Origin of the sequence: Streptomyces sioyaensis (genome assembly GCF_004122735.1) — a bacterium.
GTDB lineage: Bacteria > Actinomycetota > Actinomycetes > Streptomycetales > Streptomycetaceae > Streptomyces > Streptomyces sioyaensis.
Map to the genome: position 1 here is coordinate 58,338 of NZ_SDIF01000028.1, position 16,489 is coordinate 74,826.

Below are 16,489 nucleotides of genomic sequence, written 5' to 3' on the forward strand. Positions count from 1 at the left end.
CCGAGCCTTGATCACAAACCTATGAGCGGGGAGGGGGCCGGCGAGTCCGTCCCTGTATGGGTTGTGCTGTACGACTGAAGTGCTACGGATGGGCTGATGGATCATCATGAGGGTGTAGGGGCAGGTCAGGGTCAACCGGCGTGCCCGGCGTCCGCCTTGGGGACACACCGCGGCCGCGCACCGTCCCCGCTTGCCTCCGCAGGGCGGGACGGGCCACCCTTGCCACGACACCCGAGCACCGACCACCGCCGCCGAACACCGAGGTGTGGCATGAGAGCAGCACGTACGGGGACGGCCGGGGCAGGGATCGGCCGCAGGCGGTTCCTGGGCGCCGCGGCAGGACTGACCGCGACCGCCGGGGCGGGTGCGGCGCTGCCGACGCGAGAGGACGCGCGGCCCGCACCCGCCACCCGCCGCCGCGTCCGCCGGCCCGCCGGCACCCGGCCGCTCTTCCTGGGGACGTACACCTCCCAGCCGGGCGGCGGGACCGGCGTCGGAGTCGGCGCGTACGACACCACGACCGGGCGGATCACCACCACCGGGGTCGTGGCGGGGGTCGCCGATCCCTCGTATCTCGCCATGGCGCCGTCCGGTCGCACCCTCTACGCGGTCGATGAGCAGGAGCAGGGCGCGGTGACCGCCATGGCGCTGCGGCCGGACAGCCCGCCCGTGGTGCTGGGGAGCCGGTCCACGGGCGGCGCCGGGCCGTGTCATCTGTCGGTGCATCCCGGCGGGCGCCGGCTGCTCAGTGCCAACTACCTCTCCGGCAGCGTGGCCGTGCACCCGATCGACCCGGCCACGGGCGCGCTGGGCGAGCGCACGGACCTGGTCACCCACTCCAGCCCGCCGCCCGGTCCCGGCCAGGACGGGCCGCATGCCCACCAGATCATCACCAGCCCGGACGGCCGGTACGTGCTGGCGGTCGACCTCGGCAACGACACCGTTTACACCTACCGGCTGGAGGAGCCGGCCGGACGGCTCGTCCAGGTGTCGGCGGCGGCGCTGCGGCCCGGCGCCGGCCCCCGGCATCTGACCTTTCATCCCTCCGGAGCCTTCGCCTATCTGGCGAACGAGGTCGACAACACGGTCGTGGTCTGCCGCTACGACTGCCGGACGGGGCGGCTGACGCCCGGTGCACCACAGTCCACGGGGACCGGCCCGGGCACCAGCTTTCCGGCGCAATTCCTGGTCACCCGGGACGGCCGCTTCGCCTATCTCGCCAATCGCGGTCACAACAGCCTCACCCGCTATGCCGTGGAGGCGGCAGGGGCACGGCTGCGGCTGCTGGACACCGTGCCGGTGGGCGGGGACTTCCCCCGGCAGATCGCCTTCTCGCCCGATCAGCGGTGGCTGTTCGCGGCGAACCAGAAGTCCGGGTCGGTGACGGTGTTCTCGGTGGATGCCCGGACCGGGGCGCTGAGCAGCACCGGCGCGCCGTTCGTGGCCCCGGTCCCGGTGTGTGTGGTGCCGCTGTGAGGGCGGGTCTACCGGGCCAGTTCCCGCAGGACGGCTGAGGCAACGGCTGCGTCGAGTGCGCCGACGCCGGTCAGGTCGGCGACCGTGACCGCCTCGTCCGGCCGCGCGAAGGGCCCGTCGAGCAGGAGACCGGCGGGGAGGTCACCGGTGGCGGTCGTGGCTCCGGCACGGACCGCATGGCCGAAGTCACCGTGGTCCAGGCACTGTTCGTGGTCGTCCGTCGCGATCAGTGCCGCGCGGGCGAAGAGGTCCGGGGGCAGTTCGTTCTTGTGCGGCATGTCGGTGCCGATCCCCGTCACGTGCGTCCCCGGTCGGACATGGACGGCCTGCAGGACCGGGGAGGTGGCCGGCGTCGTGGTGAGGACCATGTCGGCACCCGCGGCTTCTTCGGCGGACGCGGGCCGGGCACGGTGGCCCTGCGCGGTGAACTCCTCGCACAGCGCCCGGGTCCTGCCGGGGTGGCGCCCGTGGACGAGCACCGTGCTGATCGGACGGAGTCCGGCCAGCCATGCGACCTGGAGGCGGGCCTGTTCTCCGGTGCCGAAGACGGCCAGGGTGGCGGCGTTCGGACGGGCCATGGCATGGGTGATCAGTGCGCCCGCGGCCGCGGTGCGCCGCGAGGTCAGCAGACCCTTGTCGTCGAGGATCGCGCGCACCTGGCCCGTACGGGCGCTGACCACGCACACCAGACCGTGCTGGCAGGACAGTCCGGCTGCGGGGTTGCGGTAGAAGCCGGTGGCGATCTTGACGGTGAAGTCGTGGGCACCGGTGACCAAGCCCGCCTTGACGTGGCAGTCCCCGTCCGCGTCGGGGAACTGCAGGTGCAGCGGGGGCGGCACCGTGGTCTGCCCCTTGGCGTGGGCGATCAGCGCATCGCGGACGGCGTCGAGGACCAGGTCCGTGGTGGCAACCCGTTCGATGGCGGCGGCGTCGAAGACGGGCGGTGTCATCGGTGTGCCCGCATCCACTGCGCGAAGGCGGCCAGGCCCTGCTCCGGGTTGCGGCGGCCGATGCCGATGCGGAACCGGTCGGCCGGCGTGGGGGTGAGTTCGGAGCGGTAGATGCTCGCGGGCAGCAGCAGGACGCCGGCCTGCTCCACCAGGCGGGTGCAGAACTCCTCCACGCCCTCCGGGCCGAGGTAGCGGGGGTAGGCGACGCAGCCGCCGTCCGGCGCCTGCCACTCGAAGACGTCCGCGAACTCGGCGAAGAACGCTTCGAAGACCGGCAGATTCCGCTCGATCAGGGCCCGGTTGCGGTCCAGGATCGTCTGCCGGGCCTTGAGCGCGATGCGGGCCAGCACCTCGCCGGGGGCGGAGTTGCAGATGGTGGTGTAGTGCTTGGCCCGCTCCAGCCGGGTGAGCAGGTCCCGGTCACGGCAGGTGATCCAGCCGATCCGCAGGCCGGGCAGGCCCAGCGACTTCGAGGTCACGTTCAGCGAGAGGGCGCGCTCGGACAGGTCCGCGGCCTGCGGAAGGGTGCGGGCCGGATCGCGTTCCAGGCCGCGGTAGACCTCGTCGCTGAACAGGTGGATGCCGCGCTCGTCGCACAGCCGCGCCAGCTCGGTGAAGTCCGCGGCGCTGATGACCTTGCCGGTGGGGTTGTTGGGGAAGTTCACCGACACCACCCGCGTGTGCGGCCGGATCGCCGCCTTCACCCGGTCGAGGTCCAGGGCCCAGTCCCGGTCCGGATCGAGAGCGACGCCGGTGACCTCGCACAGGGCCATCGGCACGGTCTCGGCCGCCTGGTAGTTCGGGGTCACCACCACCGCGTGGTCCCCGGCGTCCAGCAGGACGTTCATCGCCAGGTACAGGGCCTCCTCGGCGCCCGCGAAGCAGATGACGTCAGCGGCGTCCACCCGCTCATACGTCCGGGCGATCACCTCGCGCAGCTCCGGATCGCCGTAGGTCTCGGTGTAGCCCAAGGACAGGTTCTCGAACGCGGCGCGGTCCTGGTCGCCGGCCAGGGCGAGCAGCTCGCCGAGCGTCATGGTCTGGACGTCGGAGGCGGTCATGTGGTGGCGCGCGGTGAACTCCCACTGGGAGAAGTAGGTTTCGAGGCGGAAGTCGGGCAGCCGGGTCATGACGTCTGGTCCTTTGCGCTGGATGCTCTGAGTTCGGCCAGCAGGCCGTAGAGGGTGGATCGGGAGACCCGCAGGGTGCCGGCGACGACCGGAGCGGCGCGGCGGACGGCGAAGACCTTGGCCTCCTCCAGCCGGGCGAGGACGGCCAGGCGGTCCTGGCGGGTCAGACGCTCCACCGGGCGGCCGCACTCGCGCACGTACGCACCGACGATGTGCTGGACACGCTCGCTCCAGTCCTGTTCGAACAGCGGCTCCGGGCGGGGGGCGGACGGGGCGCCGAATGCGGACAGCACGGCCGCGGCCTGCTCCAGCGGCGTGCGGTCGAGGTTCACGCACAGCACCGCCGACGCCTTGTCGTCCTCGTCGCGCAGGACCGCGCTGACCGAAGACAGTCGCCGGCCGTCCGCGAGCAGCTTCTCGTAGGGCCCGAACACGTCCTGGGCCGTCGGATCGAGCGTGTCCAGCTCGCCGAGCAGCGACGGATCCCCCGGCCCGCGGGAGGTCATCGGATTCCAGACGGCCAGGATCCGGTCGGTAACCGGATCGTGCAGGACCACCTCGGCGTACGGGCCGAGCAGCAGGGCAATGGCCCGGCAGGCCGGCGCCCACGTCCGTACCCGGGGGTCGGAGTTCTCGTCCATGCTCTCCATGCCTGGACTATAAGTCCAGGCTGGACTAAACGTCCAGAGGTCGAAAGGGGCGGACCCTAGCCGGCCAGGTACTGCCGCAGCAGATCGCCCAGTTCTTCCTCGAACTCGGCGTAATCCAGGCGGAGCTGGCCGCCCGGCCAGTTTTCGGGGAGCAGCCCGGCGGGCAGCAGGGGGTCGGCGAGGAGATGACGGAGCGCGGCGGCCGCGACGGTGAAGCGGTCGGCGGGGGTCGCGGCACGGTCCAGTGCGGCGCTCAGGTCACGGGCCCGTCGCGCCCAGCCGGGCAGGTCCCACAGCCGGCCGGCGAGCGCCACGGGGTCACCGTCCGGGGTGCCGGTGAGCCAGGTGCACTGCTCGGTGACGACGGCGGGGCGCGGCCGGTCGAGGTTGGCGGGGCGCAGCCAGCTGCCCTCGCGCAGCTCGGCCAGCCGCAGCGCCGCCATGGCCTGGCGCAGCGCGGTGCGCTCGGCGGCCGGCCGGCGCTCCGGGCTGGTGATCACGGCGATCTCCCAGTCCCCGCTCCAGGGGCGGGTCCGCGGGGAGCGGCTCTCGTCCTGCCGGGTCTGGCGGGCCAGCAGCCGGGGGGTGAGTGCGTACGAGCCGTCGCTCTGCTCCAGGTCGCCGGCGGCCACCATGCGGGAGAGCGCGACCCGGACGGTGCCCTCGGCGATGCCGAAGAGCTCGCCGACGCGCACCAGGGCACGGGCCGGCAGCCGCGGCGGGTGATGCCCCAGCAGGGTGCTCAGCACGATGGAGCGGGCAGTCAGCGGCCGCAGGGCGAGCGCGGCGGCCTCCGGGTCGCCGCTGGTGCCGGTGTCGTCGTCGTTCATATGTGCCCGAAACTCTAGCCGTCGCTCCATTACAGTCTTCCCACAGGTGTTCTACTTCTGTAACGTCAACGGTATGACCGTCACCCATGAAGTCGAGAATCAGGCTCCGCCGCTGACCGGGTTCAGTACGGCGGACGAGCCGGCCCTGCTGGAGGCGCTGCGCCGGGACGGTGCCGAGTGGGGCGTGCGGGAGGTCTCCGAGCTCGGTGCGCTGGCGGGTTCGGCGGCGGTCCAGGACCAGGCCCGCTGGGCGGAGGAGCAGCCGCCGCGGCTGCACACCCACGACCGGTTCGGCCACCGCATCGACGAGGTCGAGTTCCACCCGGCCTGGCACCAGCTGATGACCGTCGCCGTGGAGCACGGTCTGCACGCCGCGCCGTGGGCGGACGACCGCACCGGCGCGCATCTGGTGCGCGCCGCGAAGTTCTACGTCTGGTCGCAGGCCGAGCCGGGGCACGGCTGCCCGATCTCGATGACGTACGCCGCGGTCCCCGCGCTGCGCGCCGCACCGGATCTCGCCGCGCAGTACGAGCCGCTGCTCAGCGCCCGCACCTACGACTTCGGGCTGCGGGCGCCGCTGACCAAGTCGGGCCTGATCGCGGGCATGTCGATGACGGAGAAGCAGGGTGGCTCCGACGTACGGGCCAACACCACCCAGGCGGTGCCGGCCGGCGACGGGACCTACCGCATCACCGGCCACAAGTGGTTCACCTCCGCGCCGATGAGCGATGTGTTCCTGGCACTGGCGCAGACCGCGGAGGGGCTCGGCTGCTTCCTGGTGCCGCGGGTGCTGCCGGACGGCGCGCGCAACGGCATGCGGCTGATGCGGCTCAAGAACAAGCTGGGCAACCGTTCCAACGCGTCCAGTGAGATCGAGTACGACCGGGCGGTGGCCTGGCCGGTCGGCGAGCCGGGCCGTGGGGTGCGGACCATCGTCGAGATGGTGAACATGACCCGGCTGGACTGTGTGCTGGGCTCGGCGGCCGGGATGCGGGCCGGGCTCCGGCAGGCACTGCACCACACCGCGCACCGGCGGGCGTTCGGGCGGGAGCTGGACCGGCAGCCGCTGATGCGCTCGGTGCTCGCGGATCTGGCGATCGAGTCGGAGGCCGCGACGCTGCTGGGGATGCGGCTCGCGACGGCGGTGGACCGCTCACAGGCCGGGGAAGCCGGGGAGGCGGCGCTGCGCCGGCTGGCGCTGGCGGCCGGCAAATACTGGGTGTGCAAGCGGGGCAGCGCCCATGCGGCGGAGGCGCTGGAGTGCCTGGGCGGCAACGGCTACGTCGAGGACTCGGGCATGCCGCGGCTCTACCGGGAGGCGCCGCTGCTGTCCATCTGGGAGGGCTCGGGGAATGTCGCGGCGCTCGACGTGCTGCGGGCGCTGGGCAAGGAACCGGCCGCGCTGGACGCGTTCTTCGCCGAGGTGGAGACCGCGACGGGCGCCGACCGCCGGCTGGACGCGGCGGTGGCCGGGCTCCGCAAGATGCTCGGCTCGGCGGCCGGTCCGGAGCGGGCGCAGCTGATGGCCCGGTCGCTGGCGGAGCGGATGGCGCTGGTCCTCCAGGGGTCGCTGCTGGTGCGGTACAGCCACCCGGCCCTCGCCGACGCGTTCTGCGCCTCGCGGCTCGACGGGGAGTGGGGCAATGCCTTCGGCACGCTGCCGGCCGGTGTCGATCTGACGGCCGTCCTGGAGCGTGTCCGGCCTCAGACGGCGGGCGAGGCCTGATGTCCGTACGGGTGGAGCACGCCGGTCCGGTGACGACGGTGGTGCTCTCCCGGCCGGCGTCCCGCAACGCCGTGGACGGCGCGACGGCCGCTCAACTGGCCGATGCCTTCCGGGCGTTCGATGCCGATGACGGGGCGCGGGTCGCGGTGCTGTGGGGCGAGGGCGGGACGTTCTGCTCCGGTGCCGACCTCAAGGCGATCGGCACCGAGCGCGGCAACCGGGTGGCCGTGGACGGGGACGGACCGATGGGGCCGACCCGGATGCGGCTCGGCAAGCCGGTGATCGCGGCGATCGCCGGGCACGCGGTGGCCGGCGGTCTGGAGCTGGCGCTGTGGTGCGATCTGCGGGTGGCGGAGGAGGACGCGGTCCTGGGCGTTTTCTGCCGGCGCTGGGGCGTGCCGTTGATCGACGGCGGCACGGTGCGGCTGCCGCGGCTGATCGGCGCGAGCCGGGCGATGGACCTGGTGCTGACGGGGCGGCCGGTCCCGGCCGCGGAGGCGCTGGACATCGGGCTGGTCCACCGCGTGGTGCCGGCCGGTTCGGCGCGCGCGGAGGCGGAGCTCCTGGCGGCGGAGCTCGCCCGCTTCCCGCAGGCGTGTCTGCGCAGCGACCGCGCCTCCCTGCTGGACCAGGAGGGCCGGGACGAGGAATCGGCGCTGGCCGGGGAACTCGCCTACGGGCAGGCCGTCCTGGCCGAGGCGTGGGAGGGCGCGGCGCGGTTCGCCGCGGGGGCGGGGCGACACGGGGCGGCGGACGCGAAGGGGTGAGCCGGGGCTCCCGTCCGGATCCTCCGGCTGCGATGGCGGCCCGTCCGTGCGTCCGCCCTGCCCACCGGCAGGGCGGACGTCGTTGCGGCCGGACGGTTCGCCGCGTACGGTCACGCCGTCTTCGCCCACCGCCCGCCGCCAGGAGCAGCCGCATGAACGACCTGAGCTACCCCGAGGAGGGCGGCACCCGGCGCACCCCGCTGCCGCCCGGCTACCACCACCTCCACGAGGAGCTGCCGATCGGCCACGGGCGGGCGGTACTGACGGCGGCGGGCGAGGCGATCACCACCTTCCGGATGCACCGTGCGGCCGGCGCCGGCATCCGGGCCGACGCCCCGCGGGCCGCGCCGGGCGTACGGGTCGAGGTCGCGCTGGGCATCGGCCCGCTGCGACTGCGGGCGCCGTGCACCGTGGTGTGGACGGTGGCCGAGGAGCACCGGATCGGCTTCGCGTACGGGACCCGGCCGGGGCACCCCGAGTGCGGTGAGGAGGCGTTCGTCGCCGAACTGCGCGCCGATGGCTCGGTGTGGTTCACGGTGACCGCCTTCAGCCGCCCCGCCCGCGCGGTCACCCGCCTCGCCGGCCCGCTGGTCCCCGTTTTCCAGCGCCGCTACGTCCGTCATCTCGGCCGCACCCTAAGCCGCCTGACGAGCCATCAATAGGTCGTCCCGGGCCGGGCATCGGGTCCACTCAGAGGTGCCGGGCACCGGGTCCCCCAGGGAGCCGTGCACCGGGCCTCCAGGGCGTGCCGCTCACGCCCTGACACCCCCCGGAACACGCTTTGTTACCGATCCGTAGATTCACAGCTCCCGGTCTCCGGACGTCCACTTCCGCTTCATCATTCCGTCACCACCGCCTCGGCCGGCCGTGAAAGAAATCCAGGCATGTGTGAGGACGAACTGATCCCGCCGCAGGCGGACATGACCGAGCAGGAGTGGCTGCACACCGGCTCGGCGACGACGGCCGGGGAGCCGTCGATGCCTACGACGGGGCGCACGGTGCCCTTCGTGAACCGGCGGACGCTGCTCGGCGGCGCGATGGCCGGTGCGGCGCTCGCGGTACTGCCGTCGCCGGGGCAGTCGCCCGCTTCCGCCGCCGCCCGCCGCGGGGCCCCGGGAGCCTTCCCGTTCCCCGAACACCCCAATGGCAAGGGCGAGTTCGCGATTCTGGTCACCGGAGACGCGGGGACGGGCGACGAGGCGCAGTACGCGGTGGCGGCCGCCGCGCGCGATGTCTGCCAGGCCGAGCGGGTCGGCCTGGCGGTGGGCCTCGGCGACAATATTTACGAGAACGGGCCGGAATCCGACGACGACTCGGAATTCCAGGACAAATTCGAGAAGCCGAACAGCGGTATCGATGTGCCGTGGCTGATGGTGCTGGGCAACCACGACTGCTCGGGGCTCATTCCGGGCAGCGGCGGCGACCCGTCCCGCGGTGACCGCGAGGTCGCCTACGCCGCCACCTCGCGGCGCTGGTACATGCCGAGCCGCTATTACAGCGTGCCGCTGCCGGCCGCCGATCCGCTGGTGGAGTTCTTCGCGATCGACACGATTCCGTGGTCGTCGTACGTCGCCCAGATCGACCCGCGCTACCGCTGGGACGGGCCGTACATGCGCGAGCAGCGGAACTGGCTGGACGGCGCGCTGCGCGCCTCGCGCGCCCGCTGGAAGGTGGTGTTCGGTCACCACCCGTACCTCAACAACGGCAAGCACGGCAGCGCCGGTTCCTACGACGGGTTCGAGATCGGGAACTACACCAGCGGCGTCCACCTCAAGGACATGTACGACAGCGTGGTGGCCGGCCGGGCCGATCTGATCCTGTCCGGTCACGATCACACCCTGCAGATTCTGGAGCCGACGGCCCGTACGGGCGGCACCCGGCAGGTGGTGTGCGGGGCGTCAGCCAAGACGGAGGACGGGAAGGCGCACTTCGCGCACCCGGCGGCCTGGCAGAACTTCTCCGATCACGGGTTCATGGTGCTGAAGGTGTCCGGCGCGCGGCTGACCATCGAGGCGTACACGGTGGACGTGGCGACCCGGAAGGCCACCCTGGCGCACCGGACGCGGCAGACCCGGCCGGTGTCCGCGCCGGCGCCGGCGCACGCGTGACGGGGCGGTGCCGTTCCCGGGAACGGCACCGGGCCGGGGACGGCTCCCCGCGCCGGTGTCGCCCCGGGCCGCCGCAGACCGAGCCAAGGGGAGGCCGCGGCGCCGGAAATGCGGGTTTTCGGGCCCGCGCCTAGGGTGTTCGCATGGCCGCGTTCCGGTGGATATCGGCCCCGGTCAACGGCCCGCGACCGAGGGCACGAGACGTGCTCGGCGCGGCGCGGCCTGCCCTGATGCCCCGCTGCCCGGCGAGGGTCGGGCGGCGCGCCCCGGACCGCCGGGCCGCGAGGCGTGACGCGCCATGACCGGCCGGATCGTGGAACCGTCCGGCGAGGACTACGACCCCCGGGCCGTCCGGGACTGGCGCCCGGTCACCGAGGCCGCGCCCGGGGTGTCCCACCATGAGCCCATCGGCCTGCGCCAGCGGCTGTCACTCAACCGGATGGGCACCTTCGACTGGGATCTGGACCGCAGGTTCATGGATCTGGACCCCGATGCCATGGACGTCTTCGATCTGCGCCCGGGCGAATACGACGGGGCGCCGATGTCCCTGGTCACCCGGGTGCCTCCGGAGGAGGGCCTGCGGCTGGACGAGGCGCTCACCCAGGCCCTGCGGGACGGCCACTCGTCCTACGGCGTGTACTTCCGGGTCCAGTGCCGCGACGGGACCCAGCGCTGGACCCACGCCCAGGGGCGGATCCTGCACAACGCGGACGGCATGCCGTACCGGATCATCGGCATCGTCCGGGAGGCGACCAGCGAACTGGCGGATTCCGCGCTGCTGCGCTCGCTTCATCAGGAGCGGCAGCGGCAGACCGTGATGGTGCAGCAGACCACCGCGGCGCTGGCCCGCGCGCTGTCCGTCAAGGACGTGACCCGGGTGCTCACCGACAGCGGCGGTGCCCGGCGGTTCGGCGCGGACGGGCTGCTGCTGGGACTGGTCACGAACGACCGGTTCGAGGTGATCGCCGCCGCCGGTCTGGAGGGCGAGGTGCCCGACGACATGATGACCTCGCGGCTGGACGACACCCTGCCGCTGGCCGACACGGCGCGCTCGCGGCGCCCGCTCTTCCTCGGCAGCCGGAGTGATCTGATCGCCCGCTTTCCGCGGCTGCGTCCGTACACCGAGGTGCTGCCGACGGGCAGCGCGGCGTTCCTGCCGCTGGTCGCGCAGGACGCCGTCATCGGGGCGCTGGGGCTGTTCAACGCGGAGCCCGCGGCGCCGTCGCCGGAGGCCAGGAATCTGGCGCTGGCACTGGCCGGTGTGGTCGCCCAGTCCGTGCAGCGGGCGACCCTCTTCGACCAGGAGCGGGAGTTCGCCACGGGGCTGCAGGCGACGATGCTGCCGCGCCGGCTGCCGCCCATCGCGGGCGGCGCGGTCACCGTCCGCTACCACCCGGCGAGCGTCGGACGGGACGTCGGCGGCGACTGGTACGACGTGATCGCGCTGCCCCAGGGGCGGACCGGGCTGGTGGTCGGCGACGTCCAGGGCCATGACACCCATGCGGCCGCCGTGATGGGCCAGCTGCGGATCGCGCTGCGGGCCTACGCCAGCGAGGGGCACTCGCCGGAGACCGTGCTGGTCCGGGCCTCCCGCTTTCTGTCCGAGCTGGACACCGAGCGCTTCGCCACGTGCACCTACATCCAGGCCGATCTGGAGTCCGGGGCGCTGCACCTCGCCCGGGCCGGCCATCTCGGCCCGCTGATCAGCAACGCCTCCCGGCACATCGACTGGCCCGAGGTCCGCGGCGGCCTGCCGCTGGGGCTGGCCACCGCCTTCGGGCACGACCACTTCCCGGAGACCCAGCTGTTCCTGGAGCCCGGGTCGACGCTGCTGCTGTGCACCGACGGGCTGGTCGAGCAGCCCGGCCACGACATCTCCTCCGGCATCGACGCACTGTCCCAGGCGGTCCGCGAGGGCCCCACGGAGCTGGAAGCGCTGGCCGACCGGCTCTCGGACCAGCTGTGGGCCGCCCCCGGGTCGGAGGACGACATGGCCCTCCTGCTGCTGCACCGGCTCCCCGGCCCCGGCCCCGCGACCGCACCCCGGCTGCGGCTGCACGTCCATCAGGCCGACCCCTCGGGCACCGCGGAGGTCCGCGCGGCCCTGCGCCGCACGCTGGACCAGTGGCGGGCGGGCTCGGTCAGCCACCACATCGAGGTCGCCGCCTCCGAGCTGATCGCCAATGCGCTGACCCACACCGAGAGCGGCGCCCTGGTCTCCGTGGAGCTGCTGCCCGGCACCCCCCGGCGGATCCGGCTGGAGGTCGAGGACCGCTCCAGCCGGTGGCCGCGGCGGCGCAGCCCAGGGGAGACCGCGACCTCCGGCCGAGGGCTGCTGCTGGTCGAGGCCTTCGCGGACCGCTGGGGCGCGGAGCCGCGCGGTGCGGGCAAGGCCCTGTGGTGCGAGTTCGCGGTGCCCGACGATCCGGCCTGACCGTTCTGGCCCGGCTGCTCTGGCCTGACGGTTGCGTCGACTTCCCTTGCACCACGTACGGATGACGCTTGATCAGCCTGGCCCATCGGAGCGGGGCGGCCGAGCCGGCCAACCTGGCCGTGGGCCGACTCGGCCTGACGGGAACGTACACCCTGAGCTCCAGGACGAAAACCGCTTCGGGGCGGGCGCGTTGGAGCGAAGTGACCGGGCGTCCGCTGGTCCTGTCGAGCGCCCCGTACGGGCCCCGCCCCGTGCCGCTCAGTCCTCCGGCCCGTACCAGAGCGTCGTCATGTTGCAGAACTCCCGGATGCCGTGCCCGGACAGCTCCCGCCCGTAGCCGGAGCGCTTGGCGCCGCCGAAGGGGAGGCCCGGATGCGAGGCGGTCATCCCGTTGAAGAAGACACCGCCGGCCTGCACATCGCGGGCGAGCCGGGCCTGTTCGTCCGGGTCCCGGGTCCAGGCGTTGGAACTGAGGCCGAACGGCGTGTCGTTGGCGATCCGCACCGCCTCGTCCACGTCGGCGACGCGGTAGAGCGTGGCCACCGGCCCGAAGGCCTCCTCGTAGTGGATGCGCATGCCGGGGGTGATGCCGGACAGCACCGTCGGCTCGTAGAACCAGCCCGTGCGGTGCTGTGGCGGCCGCCGTCCGCCGCACAGCGCCGCGGCGCCCTTGTGCACCGCGTCGTCGACGAGCTCCTCCAGGTCGGAGCGGCCCTGTTCGCTGACGAGCGGCCCGACATCGGTCTGTTCGTCCATCGGATCGCCGACGGTCAGCGCCGCCATCCGGTCGGTGAACCGCTCGGCGAACGCCTCGTAGATGTCGTCGTGCACGAGGAACCGCTTGGCCGCGATGCACGACTGACCGTTGTTCTGGACGCGCGCCGTGACCGCGACGCGGACCGCCTTGTCGAGGTCGGCGGAGGGCAACACGATGAACGGGTCGCTGCCGCCGAGTTCGAGGACGGTCTTCTTGACCTCGTCACCGGCGACCGAGGCGACCGCGCGGCCGGCCGGCTCGCTGCCGGTCAGCGTCGCGGCGGCGATCCGCGGGTCGCGCAGGATGTCCTCGACGGCGCCGGACCCGATCAGCAGGGTCTGGAAACAGCCCTCGGGGTAGCCGGCACGGCGGAAGAGCTCCTCGATGTACAGCGCGGTCTGCGGGACGTTCGAGGCGTGCTTGAGCAGCCCGGTGTTGCCCGCCATCAGGGCGGGTGCGGCGAACCGGACGACCTGCCAGAGCGGGAAGTTCCAGGGCATGACCGCGAGGACGGTGCCGAGGGGGCGGTAGCGCACCACGGCGCGGGCCGCGCCGGAGTCGCTGACGTCGGCGGGGTCGGGGTGCTCGTCGGCCAGCAGCTCCTCGGCGTGGTCGGCGTACCAGCGCATGGTCTTGGCGCACTTCGCGGCCTCCGCGCGCGCCTGGGCCAGCGGTTTGCCCATCTCCGTGGTCATCGTGCGGGCGATGCCGTCCTGGTCGGCGTCGAGCAGCTCGGCGGCCTTGCGGAGCAGCTCCCTGCGGCGGGCGAAGCTGGTGCGGCGGTGCTCCTGGAAGGCCTGGTCCGCCCGGACCAGATGGTCTTCGATCTCGCCGGCGTTGAGCGCGTCGAAGGTCTTCAGGGTCTCGCCGGTGGCCGGGTTGACCGTGGCGATGGCCATGATCAGCACCTCCTTGAGGGTGCGGGCGAGGCACCCGCGGAATATGGGGCGTCGGTCCGGGCGGCTCCTAGGAGAGCGGCGAGGGGGCCGGGGACGGCTCCGGGACCGGGTCGGGATCGGGTCCGGGCGGCCGCGGGATCGGCGACGGTTCCGGCGGGATGGGGTCCGGCTGGCCGGGCGGGCTCGGCGGGCCGGGCAGCGGGTCCGGGACGGGGTTCGGCGGCGGGCCTCCCGGATCCGGGGTGGGCTGCGGCTCGCGGTCGAGGTCGAGCGTGCGACCGCTGCGCGTATGGGGTTGCCGCTGCACGGTGGGCCTCCAGAATGAGACGTCTAGTGGCACATGGGCCCCGTACCCGAGTTTCGCCCGTCCATGGCCCCCGCGCACGGCGGATTACGGCGGACGGAGTGCGCCAGGGCCGGGGGCGGCGTATGTGACCTGATCGGACGGCGCCCGGCGGGCCCGCCGGGCTCTACCGTGCGGTCATGCCCATGACGCGTACCAGGACGATGCACCCGGCCGCGGCCGGGGCCACGCACGCAGCCGGAGACGCGGGCCGGGCGGCCGGAGTCCGGGCCGCGGTACTGCCGGCGGCTGCCGCGCTGCTCCTCGCGCTCTGCGCGCCCGCCCCGGCGGCCGCCGCGCCACCCGCCGGCTCCCGTGTCCCGCTGCCCTCCCGTATGGCGGACACCGGGGGCGGCGACCAGCTCATCACCGCCCGTGCGCGCACCCCACGCGCCACCACGGGGACGGTGACGTGGTGGCAGCGCCACAACGGCCGCTGGCGGCGGGCCGGTTGGGCACCGGCCCGGTTCGGTGCCCACGGGCTGACCGAGGGCCGCACCCGGGTGCAGGGCACCTCGACCACCCCGACCGGCCTGTACGACCTGCCGTTCGCCTTCGGCATCGCCCCGGCGCCGCCCGGCACCACCGTCCCCTACCGCCGGGTCGGCGCGGACTCCTGGTGGTGCGAGGACAACCACTCGACCTCCTACAACCGCTGGGTGGCGCCCCTGCCACCGGACTGCGCGGCCGCCGAGTCCGAGCGACTGGCGGACCACCCCACGCAATACAGCCGGGCCCTGGTCAGCGGCTTCAACTACCACCGTCCGGTGCACGGCCGCGGCGCCGGGATCTTCCTCCACGTCCACGGGAAGGGCGCCACGGCCGGCTGTGTGTCCGTACCGGCCGGGGCGATGGCGCGGATCCTGTCCTGGGTACGGCCGTCCCGGCATCCACACCTCGCCATCGGCACGGCGTACGGACCGACGGCGCTGACGGGGTACTGACGGGGCGGGGGTCCGTGCGGTCGCGGTCCCCCACCTCGGCTGTGGGAGTTCACCGCTACCCGAGGGGGTTCCGCCCGCATCCCCGGCGGATTCCGGAACCTGAGGTCACAGGGAGATCGCTCGGGTCAGGAGCGCGGCAGCCGGAGCCGGCGGCCGCGTCGGCGCCGAGCAGTGTACGGACTCAGAACGACACGGTGAGGGAGATGGCGACGATGTTGGCGATGAGGTAGAGGCCCGTAGCGATGGCGAAAATGCGGTTGTTGACGCGCCGCGCCGCCGGTCGGCCCATGGGATCGGTCAACAGCCTCATGATGTAGGTGGTGTTGGCGACACCGATCAGTACGTAGAGCAGGCTTATGAAGTGGATCTCTTCGACCAGCGTCACGTTCAGGAGGGTGCCCAGCGCCTCGTCGACCGCCCGCAAGTTGAGCATGATCGTGAAGAGCGCGGTACCGAGAATCCCGAGCCGTGTGATCATGGCGACCTCGTCGTCCTTCGACCAGATCAGAAACGAGATCATGGCGACCAGGAAAGCCACATACACCGGCAGGACATGCTTGCCGAAGCTAGTGAGGTCCTCTCGGGTGAGCTGGAACTCGATCACCAGCTGGGAGTAGCGGCTGCTGCCTCCTTGCTTGAGCCGGGGATCGCCGAAGTTCGTCCGGTAGGGCGCGGACACGACACCGATCCGGAATTTAGTGATCTTGAAGTCGTCGAGATGGATCCTGGGGTTGTACTCGGAGTTCTTCACATCCGCCCGGTAGACGAACCGAGACTCGTCCAGCGCGCTTTCCTCAACCTGGATCCGGACGACCTGTTTGTCGAACGGAAAGTCCGTCAGGTCGAAGTTCTGCCGGAAGGTCCCGGACACTTTGACCTGCGTCCAGTACTCGTTGCCCACCTTCTCGCTGGAAGGCTCGGTCAGCGACACCTTCGTCGCGTTGATGAACTCGAGACGCTGGAGAGCGGCGAGATCCTTGCGTGGGCACAGGCTCCACAGCCACAGGTCCGCGTCCACGGTGCGCCTGACCGGATCCACCTCGTAGAGGTCAGTGACGTAAACCCCGACCGTGCAACTGGGCACGGCCGCAGCGGCGGGCGTGGCGATGAACAGCGTGCTCAGCACCGCAGCGGCGGCTGCGAGCAGGGCGCCCGCTCGCGACCGGAGCCCGGCCGGGAAGCCATGTCGGCCGTCCGCCGGCCCGCCGTACGAATGGGGCATACCCGGCGAGCCTCCAAGAACACCAGCGGGAGCAGCAGGAACTGCCCCAGGGGAGCGTTTCCATGCGGGACCATAGCCCGGCGGCCGAGGCAAGATCGCGATCACAGCGACCTACCCCCGCAGACGGGCTCAGGATGCACCCTTTCGGCCCATGCCCAGGGTCACGGCGCGGCTGCCGACCACGCGGGGCGGCATGCTCGTGATCTCCCAGGCGGTGCCCCCCCATCAAGGCCCGGCGGGCTCTCCCCCGCCC

At 72.7% G+C, this 16,489-nt stretch carries 13 protein-coding genes; 7 read left to right on the plus strand and 6 right to left on the minus strand.

Annotated elements, in window-relative coordinates; all coding sequences use genetic code 11:
• Nucleotides 1-270: 270 nt before the first annotated feature.
• On the plus strand, nt 271-1,476 hold the full coding sequence (locus tag EST54_RS12980) for a lactonase family protein (RefSeq protein WP_129247755.1): 1,206 nt from the start codon (nt 271-273) through the stop codon (nt 1,474-1,476).
• 8 nt (nt 1,477-1,484) lie between these two features.
• On the opposite strand, the gene EST54_RS12985 is transcribed toward EST54_RS12980, so the two are convergent.
• Genes EST54_RS12985 through EST54_RS13000 form a run of 4 tightly spaced genes read right to left on the minus strand, consistent with a single transcriptional unit; the run spans nt 1,485 to nt 5,036 of the window.
• A complete protein-coding gene (locus EST54_RS12985; RefSeq protein WP_129247756.1) occupies nt 1,485-2,426 on the minus strand; it encodes an ornithine cyclodeaminase family protein in 942 nt (313 codons plus the stop codon).
• Nucleotides 2,423-3,556 (minus strand): aminotransferase class I/II-fold pyridoxal phosphate-dependent enzyme, encoded by a 1,134-nt coding sequence (locus EST54_RS12990; RefSeq protein WP_129247757.1) that lies wholly within the window; start codon nt 3,554-3,556, stop codon nt 2,423-2,425. The genes EST54_RS12985 and EST54_RS12990 overlap by 4 nt, the downstream gene beginning before the upstream one ends.
• Entirely contained in the window at nt 3,553-4,206 is a 654-nt protein-coding gene (locus tag EST54_RS12995; RefSeq protein WP_129247758.1) for a helix-turn-helix transcriptional regulator, read from the minus strand. Before EST54_RS12995 ends, EST54_RS12990 begins: the two co-directional genes overlap by 4 nt.
• Before the next feature lie 56 nt (nt 4,207-4,262).
• Entirely contained in the window at nt 4,263-5,036 is a 774-nt protein-coding gene (locus EST54_RS13000; protein ID WP_129247759.1) for a PaaX family transcriptional regulator C-terminal domain-containing protein, read from the minus strand.
• A 73-nt stretch (nt 5,037-5,109) separates the two neighbouring features.
• Here EST54_RS13000 and EST54_RS13005 point away from each other — a divergent pair, with 73 nt between their 5' ends.
• The 5 genes from EST54_RS13005 (at nt 5,110) to EST54_RS13025 (ending at nt 12,071) form a co-directional block, all read left to right on the plus strand.
• Nucleotides 5,110-6,762: an acyl-CoA dehydrogenase family protein gene (locus EST54_RS13005; protein ID WP_129247760.1), complete on the plus strand. Its 1,653-nt coding sequence runs from the start codon at nt 5,110-5,112 to the stop codon at nt 6,760-6,762.
• Nucleotides 6,762-7,529 carry a crotonase/enoyl-CoA hydratase family protein gene (locus tag EST54_RS13010; protein WP_129247761.1) on the plus strand — a complete coding sequence of 256 codons (768 nt, stop codon included), beginning with the start codon at nt 6,762-6,764 and terminating at the stop codon, nt 7,527-7,529. Before EST54_RS13005 ends, EST54_RS13010 begins: the two co-directional genes overlap by 1 nt.
• Nucleotides 7,530-7,681: 152 nt before the next feature.
• Entirely contained in the window at nt 7,682-8,191 is a 510-nt protein-coding gene (locus EST54_RS13015) for a DUF1990 family protein (RefSeq protein ID WP_129247762.1), read from the plus strand.
• A 222-nt stretch (nt 8,192-8,413) separates the two neighbouring features.
• Nucleotides 8,414-9,637, plus strand: coding sequence for a metallophosphoesterase (locus EST54_RS13020; RefSeq protein WP_129247763.1), 1,224 nt, complete (start codon nt 8,414-8,416; stop codon nt 9,635-9,637).
• A 298-nt stretch (nt 9,638-9,935) separates the two neighbouring features.
• Nucleotides 9,936-12,071: a SpoIIE family protein phosphatase gene (locus tag EST54_RS13025; protein WP_129247764.1), complete on the plus strand. Its 2,136-nt coding sequence runs from the start codon at nt 9,936-9,938 to the stop codon at nt 12,069-12,071.
• Nucleotides 12,072-12,329: 258 nt separating this feature from the next.
• Here EST54_RS13025 and EST54_RS13030 read toward each other — a convergent pair whose 3' ends face one another.
• Entirely contained in the window at nt 12,330-13,727 is a 1,398-nt protein-coding gene (locus tag EST54_RS13030) for an NADP-dependent succinic semialdehyde dehydrogenase (protein ID WP_129247765.1), read from the minus strand.
• A 483-nt stretch (nt 13,728-14,210) separates the two neighbouring features.
• Between EST54_RS13030 and EST54_RS13040 the strand changes: the two genes are divergently transcribed.
• The gene (locus tag EST54_RS13040) at nt 14,211-15,014 is read left to right on the plus strand and encodes a L,D-transpeptidase family protein (RefSeq protein WP_372448150.1); all 804 of its coding nucleotides are present in this window, start codon (nt 14,211-14,213) and stop codon (nt 15,012-15,014) included.
• Between the two features lie 181 nt (nt 15,015-15,195).
• Here the strand turns inward: EST54_RS13040 and EST54_RS13045 are convergent, their stop codons facing one another.
• Complete coding sequence (locus EST54_RS13045; RefSeq protein WP_129247766.1) at nt 15,196-16,236, minus strand: ligand-gated ion channel; 1,041 nt, start codon at nt 16,234-16,236, stop codon at nt 15,196-15,198.
• Nucleotides 16,237-16,489: the final 253 nt, after the last annotated feature.